Raw genomic sequence first — 13,444 nt, 5'->3', positions numbered from 1 at the left:
GCAGATGAAAGATTAGTATTTTCTTTCACAATAGATAATGCCAATTGTATTTGCGCAAACACTTGATACATACATAAACGTAATCGCTATATAAAACCATTCCGTTGGAGATGATAATTCATGAACAAAAGCTTGAACGACAGCAACCAATATATAGGCTAATGCCACACCTACAATTGAAAAACTTCCGGCTTTCGCTAAAATAAATTGGCCCCGTTCATCCTTTTTATATTCACGGCTTTTCTTAAATTGAAAGACCGTACTTAAGATAGAAAGGATAATCAGAGAATAAAGTATGATCGTTGTCATCATCGCTGTTGTTCCTCCTTGTCGACCTCTTGAAAAACGTCATATAAATCAACTTCAAATGTTCTCGCAATTTGAAATGCTAGTTTTAAAGACAAAGAATATTTACCATTCTCAATCGCTGCCACAGTTTGACGAGTCACACCTAACTTCTCTGCCAAATCCTTTTGTGTCCAGTCTTTTTCTGCCCGTAATACCTTAATTCTATTTTTAATCTCCATTTCAAATTCCTTTCTTAAAGGATGTTTTATTTAACATAATGTTATAAATAATTAACATTATGTTAAATAACAATAACCTGTTTTCTACTGGATGTCAATTTCATATGAATCAAAAAAATAAGAATCATCCATTTTGAAAAGGACTTCCTCAAAATGGATGATTCTTTATTATGATTTGTTTGTATTCTAGCTGAATTAAAACACTTTCCTCTGATAAATCGCAGTAGAGAGCCCCCAAGACAGCAAGTAAATAAGCATAATCAGCACAACGGACCCAGTGTATAAAATAGGGATTGATAAATTCATGATAAAATCAGTGATCCCACTAAATTGCTCTGCTAAATAGATCACAACAGGCGGTCCCATAGCAGACAATACGATAAAGCCAATAATCACTGCCGTTGTGATATAACCAGGCTTTAAGATATAAAACAATGGAAACGTACATGCTGCGAACAATAAAAACAACCCGCTGCCAATCGCAATATCTGACAGCGAAAACAGCTTCCCAAACACAAATAATGCAGCACTTGTCAGCACGATCGCAATACTCATATAAAAAATGGCGCCAAGATAACGTGATGCGATAATTTCTTTACGTGTATAGGGCAAGGAATTTAATAGAATATTCGTTTCTGCCTTCTCATCATAAGCATATGTGTTAAATGGAATGAAGACACTAGCGACTAGAAACGTTAATACTGGATGGACATCCATGAAAATAAAAAATAAGATAAACGGAATAAAAATAAGTAACTGCTTCTTTTGCAAAATCACATCACGCTTAATTAAATGAAACATGCGCAACCCCGCCTTTCAAATAAAACATGATATCCTCAAGCGACGCCGGTTCAATCACAACAGCATCCCCAAAAATAAGTTTCACCTCATCAATCCGATCTGTTAATGCTTCAAATCCGGCTGCCGTACGCTGAATATGGATAAACGCCTTTTCTGTGTCTCGATCCAGCAAATCCAGGCTCCCCTTCACCAGCGCATAATTCTCCGCCACCTCATGAATCGACTGTTGAAAGACCAATCTTCCATTTTGTATAAACGCAATATAATCCGCGATGCGATCTAAATCAGTCGTCATATGTGTTGAGAAAAAAATCGTTCGATTCCCATCAATCATCAATTCTTGTAACGTGCCGAGCAGCTCTCTTCTAAAGACCGGATCTAAACCAGCAGTTGGTTCATCCATGATAATCAGCTCTGCATGGTGCGACAGCGCAATCGCAAGCGATGCCTTCATCTGCATCCCTTTTGAAAATGTTTTAATCGCTTTATGAAGCGGCAAGCCAAACTGTTCAATATATTGATAAAATAGCCTATCATCCCAGCTTTTATAGGCAGGTGCCACAATACGTTTGATGTCTTTTAAATTCAATCCTGGGAAAAAAACGTTAGCATCGTAAACAAAGCCAATTCGTTCCTTAATCTCTTTTTCATGCGTGCGATAATCTAATCCAAAAATTTTAATCTCACCAGAATCTGGTTTTAACAAATTCATGATCATTTTAATCGTGGTCGACTTACCGGCTCCATTTTCTCCAATAAACCCAGTAACAAAGCCCTTTTTGACCTGTAAATCAAGATTCTGCACAGAAAAGTCTTTGAACCGTTTTGATACTCCTTTGAATTCAATCACGTGCTCCACTCATCTCACTCCTCATACAAGAACTTTAATAACTGCTGCAATTCATCAAAAGATAAGCCTAATTCCTTGCCGTTTGTAACAACCGCTCCAAGCTGTTCCTCAATCACCTTCAATTTTTTCTCTCTCATGACCTCTAGGTTTTGCTCGGCAACAAACGATCCCTTCCCTACAATCGAATAAATAAATCCTGCCTTCTCTAACTCTTCATATGCACGTTTTGTTGTGATGACGCTGATTTGTAAATCCTTCGCCAGCTTTCGGATAGACGGCAGGGCCGCACCTTCTGCAAGCTCCCCCGTTAAGATCAACGATTTGATTTGCGTCGTAATTTGCTCATAGATAGGCTCCTTAGAATGATTAGAAATCGTAATTTGCATATAAAAAACCTCTTTTTTCTGTACTGGTATTCGCAATGAAATATTGTATATACTCTATATATACATTATATACACACTAAAAAAATATTCAACTCCTTTTATGAACTTTTTTGAATGCGATCCAAATAAAAAACCGCACAGCTCTTCAGCCATGCGGTTCCTCAACAAATCAATTTATCTCCAATATACCCATTTTCCCATAAGCCATTCCACAGGCCCTCTTCTCCATTTTTTCAAATAGAGATAGCTGATGAAGAGCTGTGCTGTGTAAAGTCCGACAGCAAGCAGCAATCCAAACATTGAGCCCATTTGTCCAAATAAACCAAGTCCGTAAGAATAGAAAATCGTTGTACAAATAATAGATTGAGCCAAATAGTTTGATAAAGACAATCGGCCCAGTCCTGCAAGCAGACGTTTCAATCCTTGTGCAACCTTTGAATAGTAAAAGACAATAAAAGCTTGAATATAACCGATCGTCAGGACATAGGCTCCTAACGTCATCACCATTTCACTCCAAGGGGCATCAATAAACGTCGCACATTTTAAAGCGAGCCCGATCAAAATCATCCAGATCCAGCCTTTACGATACGCCATTCCTCGATCTTCTTCTGTCAGATGACCTTTTTTCCCAATGGCCATGCCAAGCAGTGCAAATGGCCCCACCATGATCGTACCGAATAGAAAACCTAAGATCGGCATCAACGTAATGGTCACGATCGCCATAATAATGGTCACAATCATCATATCGTCTTCAATCGTCACCCGGCTCAATAAAATATCACCGTATGCACCCTTCGCATACACATCCGTTAACAAATCATCATTTCCATAAACAAAGGTCATCAGATATGGTAAAACCACTAATGACAAAGCACCTAACACACCTGACCAAATCAGCATTGTTTTGATCCGGCTGCTTAAAAACATCATCAAGAAAAACGTACATGCTCCATAATATAAGAGAATATCACCATTCCAAATGAATATGTAATGCAGCATCCCAAGCACAATAAGACCAAAGCCGCGGCGAACGACGATGGCATTCGTATTCAGCCCCTTGGCCTTTGTAGATTCAATCAGTTTGATAAAAGAATACCCAAACAAAAAGGAGAAAATCGGATAAAATGACCCCTGGAACAAGATCTCCGTCACATATACCCCAAACTCCTGTCCCCATATGCTCGGATCAAACATCTTCTCAAAATCATAATCATATTGAAAATTAAGCATATTCACAATCAAAATACCTAATAAACTAAAACCACGTAAACTATCAATAAACTCAACCCTAGATTCCTTCAACACGACAGCTCCTTAAACAATATATAACAAATTTAAGATATACCTGTATATTTTACCAAATATTTTTCGAAATAGTATATATATTTCTAATAAAAAAGTGATCTTTCATCCTATCAGTGAATCCAGCCTATCTTATAATTCAATTTCCCCCTATTTTCATCTCCTCTTGATCATCAAAACGCTCATTCAAGGAAAAAGCCGAGGGTCCCTTACATTTTATCTCTAAATAGTATAATATATCTGCATATTATTTCAATTATTATATAAATTTTACACTTTATTGTTAATATGACCTTCATTGACAATGAATATTTCTTCATATACACTTTGGGTGGATTTAGGAATAACATTCCTAATCTATCAAATTCTAGAGGGGGAATATCATCATGAATGATCAAAATTTATGTGATATCATGAGACACCACGCCACTCACACGCCGCATCATCCAGCTTTAGCTTGCAACCATCAGAACATCACATATGCTGAACTTGAGAAACAAAGTAACCAGTTCGCCAATTACCTTATCAAAATGGGCGTAACGAAAGCTTCTCATATTGGCCTAGCCTTAGAAAGATCACCACAATTGATTGTCTCTATTCTCGCTATCACCAAAATAGGAGCCGTTTATGTGCCTATAGATATAAATTACCCTAGTGAACGTATTCAATTTATGGTTGAAGATGCCGAACTATCGTTTTTACTCACAACATCACATGTCACTCAAAGCATAACCTCCTTGCCTATTCCTACTATCTACTTAGATAAAGAAAAACATCTCATCCTTACACAATCAACGTCAAACCCGTCTTTTGATGTCAAACCTTCTGATGCCGCTTATATCATGTATACCTCTGGTACAACAGGAAAACCAAAAGGTGTTGTCATTACACATAGATGTATCATGCACCTAACGCATAACCCTTCCTTTCTGCCCGTTGATTCTTCTGATACGTTAGCATTACTATCTCCCATCTCTTTTGATTCCTCTACATTTGAAATATGGTCCGCTTTATTAAATGGAGCGACACTTGCTATTCCGCCTTTTGGAAAACTGACTCCTGAACTCGTCAGTCAAACCATTAAAAATTATGATGTATCCATTCTTTTTTTAACTACTGGATTGTTCAACTTGATGATGGAGTCACACCTGAACGATATCAAAACAGTTAAATACATCGTCTCTGGCGGAGATGTCATGTCTCCTCAAGTCGTTCATCAAGCATTAAAAGAGCTCCCACATACGACCATCATTAATGGCTATGGCCCGACAGAAAATACAATCTTCACAACAACCTTTCAACTGCCAGACACCTGGGATGATCTCGTCAGTATACCAATTGGCAGACCTGTAGCAGGAACCATCATTGACATCACAAATGAACAAGGTGAATCTGTCTCTCAAGGACAAATAGGGGAACTCATCACTTCAGGAGATGGACTAGCATTAGGCTACTGGCGAAGAGAAAACCTAACAAAGGAACGTTTCATCGAACGGGATGGAAGAACCTATTACAAAACAGGGGATCTTGTTCGACAACAACCTGATGGGCTGATTGAATATATTGGTAGAAAGGATGACCAAGTCAAAATTAGAGGCTTTCGTATTGAGCTTAGCGAGATTGAGCATGTGTTGATCCAGCACCCAAGTGTTAAATCCTGTTTGGTGACAGCCACAGAAGTTATACCTGGGGATAAACGCATCATTGCATACATCATTCCATCCAACAAAAAGACATGGGATCTATATACCATTCAAACTTATGCAAAGAAAACATTCCCTGATTTCATGCGCCCTGCACATTATGTTCTATTGACAAACTTCCCTACGACCACAAATGGAAAAGTCGATCGAAAAGCACTACCAAGATATCATTTCGACAGACCCAAACTGCAAACTGAATATGTCGCACCAACTAATCAAACCGAAGAAGCACTCTGTGAAATATGGACAGACCTATTAAAGGTAGAGCCCATTGGCACAAACGATCACTTCTTCGACTTAGGAGGAAACTCCATCCTTGCCGCCAAAACCTTAATGCGTATGCAGGAAACATTACACGTTGAACTACCTGCCAGCACCCTTTATGAACATCCTACGATTCAACAAGTTCATCTTATGCTACAAAATCAAACACCTGAGCCGAAACAACAGCTCACATCAGAGGGATTTTTAGATGAAAAGATTCAGCCAAAGCACCTATTCGATTCTAAATCCTTTAAGCAGAATGCCGTGTTATTAACAGGAGCAACCGGCTTTCTAGGCGCTTATCTCATTAAAGAGCTTGTTCGAATGAATCCCTCCATCCAAATCTATTGTGTCATCAGAGCAAGAGACAAAGAGCACGCAAGACAGAGAATACAAGTAAATATGGAGAAATATCACCTATGGGACGAACATTATCTGAAACAACTAAAACCGATTGTAGGTTACTTGGACAAGCCTCAACTAGGGCTCTCAACAGAGGAATTTCAACAACTCGCCCAAACCATTGATGCCATCTATCATAATGGAGCAAAAGTCAATTACGTTCAGCCCTATCACATGCACAAGGATACAAATGTCACCAGCACAGAAAATATCATCAAACTCGCCTGCACAGAACAGGTAAAGCCTGTTCATTTCTTATCGACCATTGCCATATTCGGACCTGCCGGGTATCTAGATGGCACGACCGTTCTTTTTGAAGATACATCCATCGATGCTTATCTCCCTATTGTAGAAAAGGACATTGGGTACTCTCAAAGTAAATGGGTGGCAGAAAAAATCATGTGGGAAGCAAAAAAACGTGGCGTGCCGATCACAGTCCTTCGCCCCGGCTTCATCATGGGCGACAGTCAAACAGGCGTTCATAATACAGAGGATTACATGGCGAGACTAATCAAAGGATGCATCCAATTAAAGGCTTACGGTGAGCTACCGAATCAACGAAAAGAATTCGTACCCGTCGACTTTGTTTCAAAAGCCATTACAACCATATGCAAGGATCCAACCAACTTCGGCAAAGCCTATCACCTCGTTCCACCTCAAGAAGAAAGCATGGAATTAAGTGAATATTTCCAAAAAATCACAGAAGAAATAGGCTATCCATTAGAAAAGAAAGCATATGACGATTGGGTAGAAGCACTCATTCAAGCAAGCGATCAAAACGCAGACAACGCCCTTACGCCATTTCTTCCAATGCTCACTGAAAAGATAGAACAAGACAAAACAGTCTGGGAACTATACGAAAACATGGCGCACTTTGACTCAACAAATACTCAAAAGGTTCTCCAAGCACATGGAATGACCTATCCCCCTATGGATGATCATTTAATCAAACGCTATTTCAAATACATGGAGGACATTGGATTTTTAAAATTTGATTCAAACACTGCTCTGAGAATATAAAAGCATTCCCTTGTTTTTAAACTCAATACAGGAAGTAATAAAAGGTTGGATTCAACATCCAACCTTTTATTACTTCCCTTTCATCAACTGTACCTTTCTAAATCACCTCTGTAGAAAACTCATGCCTTATGATCTTTTTCTTCTTTAAAAAGCGCACGCTTCACATAAAACAAAATCCCCAATCCAAACAAAATCAACGGCAACTCCCAGTCTGCAGAAACCGGCAGCCATTTCAACATCATGAGAATCAGCAAAACAGCTCCCACACCTGCATAAAAGACCACCGTTTTTTTCAATTCTTGGTTTGATTGAAACAAAACGCTCTCCTCCATAACCCTAATTATGATCGTTTTTCTAGTTTTTTTAATATCTTTTCCCAGCCGGTATCTCCCATTTTCCGATCAATTAATTGTCCCTCTTTATCTATGAGGCAAAAACTTGGCAATCCTTGAATTTTATATTTTGTGACAATCTCATAATCTTGATCCAACACAATGGGAGCAATGAGATTCTTTTCCTCCTCATATTTCGAAACAACCTCTATCGATTTTTCTTCTTCCGTATATGGAACATGGACACAGGTTAAATGGATACTCAACTGATCCACACTATGTAGAATGTGGTCGGTTAATTCTTCACAATGCGGACAGTTAACTGACCAAAAATAAAGAAGCTGAGTATGCCCTTCAGGTAAACACCGCTGTTGTGAAGAATGAATCCAAGGAAGGTGCTCAGGCCATTTAAGTATTTGCGTTTCCACTACTCATCCCCCTTTTCTTTTAATTGAAAAGCGATGATTTTTCCTAGTGCCTCTTCTGCGGCAAAAGGGGCCACATTTCCTGATGGATTCTCTTGTTCCTGTTTTAGGCACTCGTACATATTTTTTTCGATTTTTGATGGGTCAATCCAAGAGATACACCACGATGCCCAAAAACAAGTAGGACCCTCATAACGCTTTGCCAAAGACAGAAGAAATGGCAAACTAGGCTGACCAATTCTCATGAGTGAGATCGCAGCCGCCATTCTTGTCTCCTCTTCTTCACTTTCTAACAGTTTAGCAAGAGCTTCTGCTGCATCCCCTGCATCTGCTCCAAATTCACCAAGAACCGCTGCTGCAATATTCCGCAAAGAACCCTCTTCTTTTAAGGCTTCAACAAGCACTGGCACTGCCTCTTTTCCTGATTTCCTTAACTCTCCCATGGCTTGAACGATCGTTACTTCATTGGTATTGACTAAACGTTGAACCGATTGGGATAGCTTATCTTCTGGTTTCATGACAATCAACTCCTCTTTTTAATGAGTCCCACGGCATCGATAACACATCACATAACATACACATCCAGCAAATACACATGTCATCGTTGTAAACCAGCCATTAGTGAACAGATGAATCCCAATGATGACCGCAGCACTTATGACAGATCCGATGAGCAATGATCGATAATAGATGCCCAAAGAAAGACTCGCTTCTCGTCTCAAAGGCTGCGTAAAGGCAAAGAGCCGTATAGTCAAAAACCAAATATATACCCCTACGCCATAAATGGCCCAATACAATACATCATGAATCTCTAACAAGATAAGAGAAATCAAGTAGACACCATACAACCAAAAGGTTTGAAACACTTCCAATAGAAGAATTTTTTGATATAAAGCACCCGGAAAAAGATACAGCAATCCCGTTTGCCCGTGTCTTACAATCCCAGCGTAATATGAACTGAGCAGGACAGATGCACCAACGACCAGAAAGAATAGAGTCAACCAATCTGAAAAATAAGAACTGACGACATAGTAAGTACCGATCAACAGCATGGTGGATAACAGGTGGAAGGTAGCATACTTTTTGATCATCAATATTTCTAGCCAAAGGAAAGACCAGATGCCCGTTAATGATGAAAGCCCCCACCACGTCTTGCTTTTCTTTGGACTTATTGGATTTACATGAACCTGTTTCCCCTCAAATTCCTCCCAAAATGCCGCCTCTTTGACTAACGACTCCATCATCTCTATACGATGACTCGACCTGTACATCATCATGAAAGATAAAATCATCACTCCAAGTAATATCAATACAGAAATGAATGAAAACTCCACTATCATGCGTCCGACTTGATACATCAAAGAAGCAGATATCTCCATCATTGACGACTGTTTCAATATCAATTGATTCATAATAAGCAATGAAAGACAACCAAACATCAGTATAAAACCAATGAAGAGCACTCGCTTATATACTTGAATGGTTCTTGCACAAGATACCGCAATCATCCATGTTTCGATCATACATAGCAGCGCTGTTAACAGGAGTGATTTACCAAGTAGAAAAAAGTACTGCTTCGTTAAACAAAGAAGGAGAATATCAGCCATCACAGCAGAAACAATGAGAAGAGCACATCGCCAAAAAATGTGATATACCCATACACTCATCACAACTGTCCATAAGGAAGCACCACTTCCATACAACCACATGATATCGTTCATCTGACTAGGCAGCCTATTCGAAAACAAGCCAAAGCCAGTATAAAGAACAAATAAAACGACAATGATCCATCCAGCTGTACTTGCATTCCAATCGCCCATACTTGAGACTGCGCTCAGCTGAAAACCGATGGCAGCCATCATAAGTAGCAAGATCAGAAAGGGCATTTTCTTTTCTTGATTTTTACTGATCAAGCGCCTTTGGGATTTCATCCATAAAAGGGAAAGCGTGTTATTCACTAGACCACTCCCCTAGAAGTTGAATGACTTCTGCCCGCCACTTCATTTGTTCTTCCTGCCGCTTAGGAACAGCGATACTTTTCATGATGGCACCGTCTCGAATCAATATCACCCTGCTTGCCGTATCTAGCACAAACTCCAGACTATGAGTGGACACAAGAACCGAACCACCTTGAAGACTCTTCTGTATCAGCCAATCTGACAGCCATTGTTTAGAAGGGATGTCTAACCCAACAGTCGGCTCATCTAAAATAAAAAGGGAGGCATCTTGCACAATGGCCCCTGCTAAGACGACACGCTGTTTTTGACCTCTTGAAAGCCTTCCGCACAATTCGTTCATCTTCATTTCGATATGTACTTCTTTCAACGCCTCAAATACCTTTTCTTTGATCTGTTTTAAACCTTTATGATAGCCTCTTGCACGGAATTGAACATGTTCAGCAACCGTTAAATCTGGGTACAAATATGGCTGATCTGGAATAAGAGCTACTTGTTTTTGGACATGGGAATGACCAGGAGGAAATCCCTCTATGAGTATTTCCCCTTGATCAGGTTGATAGAGACCTGTTAAACATCGAATGGTTGTCGTCTTCCCCGCACCATTAGGCCCAAGCAGTGCCACAACCTCCCCTGCTTCAATAGAAAATGAAAGGCCCTCTATCCCATCACCATTGCTATATCGTTTGCTTACATTCTGAACCTCCATGAATGGCATCAAATCTCTCCCTTTTATTAGAGTGATGTATGCTGAGGCTTTTTGGTATGAAGATATCTTTGAAGTTTAAATTGCCATAAGGGCATACAAACAAGCACAAAATTGTGAATAAAATGTGCCGCCAGTACACAAATAAATCCATAATGCATATAAAGAAAACCAAGAAAACATCCAAAAACAAAAAGATGCGCCCAGCGAATCCATCTTGGATCATACCCAGTGACCTGATGCATAATTGCCCATAAAAAAGATGATATTAAAATGGACAATATCGCACTCCCACTAAACCAAAATATAAAAGAAATCATTAAGAGTCGGTATATTACTTCTTCCCCAATAGAACTTTGCAGACTCATATTAAGCCCTTGTCTTAAAGTAAATCCAGATAAAAACATACTTCTATTTGATAGTTCCGGAGAAATACGTAATTTATTCATTCTCTCTAACAGGTAAAAGACCAGTGATGTGATGCCTAGACTAATTAACCCAGCGCTAAGACCAATAAAAGTTTGTCCAACGATTTCATCTAAAAATTTCATTTCTAATTCATTCGCAAGAGCGCCTCCTGCCAATGAACATATAAATACTACAAATCCTGTCAATAATCCTGCAAACAAAGTAGAGAGTATACCAAGTAATTTAACAGTTTGAACACTCATCCTAGCATCGTAAGCATTTACTATCGTTAACTGTATATCCTCCTTAATTGTGAGAGATTGCACTAGTACAATCATGAAACCCAGCATAAGACTTAATGTGAGGTGAATTTGAACATTCATTAAAACTAAAACTAATATAGCCATGATCATCGCAGCAGCTGATCCTAACATACCTGAGAGACCAAAAGTAGACTCAACTTGTTCATCTCTTATTACTTTATTCATCTGATCCGTTAAAATCTCTGTATCCGTGCCGATATAAGTGATCACACCAGATTGCATTTCAACTGTTACCTTAAGTCGGATATCTTCCTTTTCAGCAAGATACCAATATGTTTTAATTTCACGAAAATCCTCTTCTTTTGAACCAGAACCAGTTGGTTTTGTCTTAGCCCATAACCCCTTTGAAGAACAAGTCAATTGATCTTTTAAACCTTCTAGTGAAATCTGACCGTCTTTTTTAGATAATGAAGTTTGCCTTACATCTGCATAAAAAAAAGTCACTTCCCTTTTAGCGTTTACTCCTATCACGAATGATTGGTTTTGGTGAACAAAACGAACACGCCAAGACTCAACCAATCCCATTTCATGAAGTATATGTCGATTTTTTTTAAGTAAACCTAAATGATGTAACTTATTCACTGTTTCATGATCATACCAATAGACTGAATATACCTCCCAAGCTTCCACGTCTATGCCCACAAACTCTCTAATAAAATCGATACCAACTTTTCTTGCCTCAATTTTATCTAAAAGGTTTGATTCTATTGTTGACACTCTATACTTCGCAAACAAGAAGAGCCCTATCACTCCAAGACCTGACCACAAAATAAAAGTCATACTATTCATGAGCGATGCCTGCTCTCATTTCATTTTCAAAGGGAAGATCTGGCTCAGATAGTTCAACTTTCCCTATACATTTACAGTTTTTCGCTTCACATTTCAATTTCAATAGACGTGTTGGTGAACCAATATCAGAAAAAGAATCCGTTAGAATGTGACCTAAAGGAATATCCTCTAATTGACAAGGTGTCACATAACCGTCTGCCCTTATATACCAAGCCAAATAACCCGGTGTACAAAAATCAGTTGTAAAAGAACTCTCTTCATGCTCCCAATCAATTATATTCAAATGGTGTCCCCACTTAGAACGCGCCTGCTGTAACTGGCTTTGAACACGCTGCTCAAACGAAGTTTCTAGCGCTTTAAAATTCTTTGTAGCACGTCCTACGGATAATGTCTTACCAGCACGGAAAATGGAGGCATTTGCTTTTGCACAATGATCAACAACCTCTGCTACTTGATCAGCGTTCATTTCATTGATGGTCATTGCAACAATTACAGGAACTTTCACTTCTGTTAACCGCTGGATGGTTTCCATACTTTCCTGAAAAGCACCTTTCCTTCCCCTTAAGGAATTGTGAGTGTCGCTCGTACCGTCAATACTAATTTGTACAGATACATTTCCTAGATGACTGAGTAATTCCACTTCTTCTTGTCTCCAGTTTAAGCCATTGCTAAAAACGTTTACGTTCGTAAATAATGAACTCGCAACCATCACAATTTCTTTAAAACCTTTTATGAGTTTGGCTTCGCCCCCTGTTAAAGTGACATCAGCCACACCTTGCGCAGCTAGTTTTTGCATCACATTAATCCACTGGGAACATGTTAATTCTTCAGGATAGGGCTTACCGGAACTAGCATAACAAAAGGAACAACCTAAGTTACAAGCGTTTGTTAATTGGAGAGTACAGCTAATTGGTAAATAGGACTGTAAAGATCCTGTAAATTGAATAGGTTGATTCAATAACCCTTGTGTCCAAGCTTCTGTAAAAGGATGGGCACTCAATTCTTCACGCAACTGATCAGCTGTTAGCTCTTCCTTTTTAACGATTTCCCAGATACGAGCAGTTTTGCTCACTTCTTTATTCTTAGATAATAAAAATGCAAGCTGAGCCCCTCTTCCACTCAATCTAAAATAATACATTGATTTTCTATCTATCATAACTGCGCCATGAGGCTGCAAATGAATCGCTAGTTCAGGTAAATCGTATTCTGCTAGTTGATTACTTGACATAAATAGACACCCCTTTTATAGAA

General features: G+C 39.0%; 14 protein-coding genes. 1 reads left to right on the top strand and 13 read right to left on the bottom strand.

The window, feature by feature from the left end; genetic code table 11:
* Positions 1-12 precede the first annotated feature (12 nt).
* The 6 genes from NST09_RS01205 to NST09_RS01180 form a co-directional block, all read right to left on the bottom strand.
* Positions 13-312: a hypothetical protein gene (locus NST09_RS01205; RefSeq protein ID WP_206114156.1), complete on the bottom strand. Its 300-nt coding sequence runs from the start codon at positions 310-312 to the stop codon at positions 13-15.
* Positions 309-527: a helix-turn-helix transcriptional regulator gene (locus tag NST09_RS01200; protein WP_081114863.1), complete on the bottom strand. Its 219-nt coding sequence runs from the start codon at positions 525-527 to the stop codon at positions 309-311. Before NST09_RS01200 ends, NST09_RS01205 begins: the two co-directional genes overlap by 4 nt.
* Before the next feature lie 195 nt (positions 528-722).
* The gene (locus NST09_RS01195) at positions 723-1,328 is read right to left on the bottom strand and encodes an ABC-2 transporter permease (protein WP_025206646.1); all 606 of its coding nucleotides are present in this window, start codon (positions 1,326-1,328) and stop codon (positions 723-725) included.
* Positions 1,312-2,187, bottom strand: a complete 876-nt coding sequence (locus NST09_RS01190) for an ABC transporter ATP-binding protein (RefSeq protein WP_342493248.1) — start codon at positions 2,185-2,187, stop codon at positions 1,312-1,314. Before NST09_RS01190 ends, NST09_RS01195 begins: the two co-directional genes overlap by 17 nt.
* Before the next feature lie 5 nt (positions 2,188-2,192).
* Complete coding sequence (locus NST09_RS01185; RefSeq protein ID WP_017366490.1) at positions 2,193-2,564, bottom strand: GntR family transcriptional regulator; 372 nt, start codon at positions 2,562-2,564, stop codon at positions 2,193-2,195.
* A 174-nt stretch (positions 2,565-2,738) separates the two neighbouring features.
* Entirely contained in the window at positions 2,739-3,866 is a 1,128-nt protein-coding gene (locus tag NST09_RS01180) for a DUF418 domain-containing protein (RefSeq protein ID WP_058336276.1), read from the bottom strand.
* 386 nt (positions 3,867-4,252) lie between these two features.
* On the opposite strand from NST09_RS01180, the gene NST09_RS01175 reads away from it, so the two are divergent.
* Complete coding sequence (locus NST09_RS01175) at positions 4,253-7,255, top strand: amino acid adenylation domain-containing protein (protein WP_342493247.1); 3,003 nt, start codon at positions 4,253-4,255, stop codon at positions 7,253-7,255.
* Positions 7,256-7,374: 119 nt separating this feature from the next.
* On the opposite strand, the gene NST09_RS01170 is transcribed toward NST09_RS01175, so the two are convergent.
* Genes NST09_RS01170 through skfB form a run of 7 tightly spaced genes read right to left on the bottom strand, consistent with a single transcriptional unit; the run spans position 7,375 to position 13,421 of the window.
* Positions 7,375-7,572, bottom strand: coding sequence for a hypothetical protein (locus tag NST09_RS01170; protein ID WP_144626406.1), 198 nt, complete (start codon positions 7,570-7,572; stop codon positions 7,375-7,377).
* Positions 7,573-7,595: 23 nt separating this feature from the next.
* Entirely contained in the window at positions 7,596-8,015 is a 420-nt protein-coding gene (locus NST09_RS01165) for a TlpA disulfide reductase family protein (protein ID WP_283931192.1), read from the bottom strand.
* Positions 8,015-8,530, bottom strand: a complete 516-nt coding sequence (locus tag NST09_RS01160) for a HEAT repeat domain-containing protein (RefSeq protein ID WP_008343915.1) — start codon at positions 8,528-8,530, stop codon at positions 8,015-8,017. Before NST09_RS01160 ends, NST09_RS01165 begins: the two co-directional genes overlap by 1 nt.
* An 18-nt stretch (positions 8,531-8,548) precedes the next feature.
* Positions 8,549-9,970, bottom strand: a complete 1,422-nt coding sequence (skfF, locus tag NST09_RS01155) for a sporulation killing factor system integral membrane protein (RefSeq protein WP_283931191.1) — start codon at positions 9,968-9,970, stop codon at positions 8,549-8,551.
* Complete coding sequence (locus NST09_RS01150) at positions 9,963-10,685, bottom strand: ABC transporter ATP-binding protein (RefSeq protein ID WP_019744076.1); 723 nt, start codon at positions 10,683-10,685, stop codon at positions 9,963-9,965. Before NST09_RS01150 ends, skfF begins: the two co-directional genes overlap by 8 nt.
* 17 nt (positions 10,686-10,702) lie before the next feature.
* On the bottom strand, positions 10,703-12,193 hold the full coding sequence (locus NST09_RS01145; RefSeq protein ID WP_342493246.1) for a type II CAAX endopeptidase family protein: 1,491 nt from the start codon (positions 12,191-12,193) through the stop codon (positions 10,703-10,705).
* A complete protein-coding gene (skfB, locus tag NST09_RS01140) occupies positions 12,186-13,421 on the bottom strand; it encodes a sporulation killing factor system radical SAM maturase (RefSeq protein WP_342493245.1) in 1,236 nt (411 codons plus the stop codon). Before skfB ends, NST09_RS01145 begins: the two co-directional genes overlap by 8 nt.
* Between the last annotated feature and the right edge of the window lie 23 nt (positions 13,422-13,444).

This window comes from Bacillus sp. FSL W7-1346, assembly GCF_038593335.1.
GTDB lineage: Bacteria > Bacillota > Bacilli > Bacillales > Bacillaceae > Bacillus > Bacillus altitudinis.
The sequence above is the reverse complement of the archived record's forward strand: the minus strand, read 5'-3'. Positions and strand labels throughout refer to the sequence as shown.

Bases quoted from the DNA above. Each gene is read 5' to 3' on its own strand.
- NST09_RS01145 (WP_342493246.1), bottom strand. From the start codon at position 12,193: ATGAATAGTATGACTTTTATTTTGTGGTCAGGTCTTGGAGTGATAGGG.
- NST09_RS01160 (WP_008343915.1), bottom strand. From the start codon at position 8,530: ATGAAACCAGAAGATAAGCTATCCCAATCGGTTCAACGTTTAGTCAAT.
- NST09_RS01200 (WP_081114863.1), bottom strand. From the start codon at position 527: ATGGAGATTAAAAATAGAATTAAGGTATTACGGGCAGAAAAAGACTGG.
- NST09_RS01195 (WP_025206646.1), bottom strand. From the start codon at position 1,328: ATGTTTCATTTAATTAAGCGTGATGTGATTTTGCAAAAGAAGCAGTTA.
- NST09_RS01185 (WP_017366490.1), bottom strand. From the start codon at position 2,564: ATGCAAATTACGATTTCTAATCATTCTAAGGAGCCTATCTATGAGCAA.
- skfB (WP_342493245.1), bottom strand. From the start codon at position 13,421: ATGTCAAGTAATCAACTAGCAGAATACGATTTACCTGAACTAGCGATT.
- NST09_RS01150 (WP_019744076.1), bottom strand. From the start codon at position 10,685: ATGCCATTCATGGAGGTTCAGAATGTAAGCAAACGATATAGCAATGGT.
- NST09_RS01205 (WP_206114156.1), bottom strand. From the start codon at position 312: ATGATGACAACGATCATACTTTATTCTCTGATTATCCTTTCTATCTTA.
- NST09_RS01175 (WP_342493247.1), top strand. From the start codon at position 4,253: ATGAATGATCAAAATTTATGTGATATCATGAGACACCACGCCACTCAC.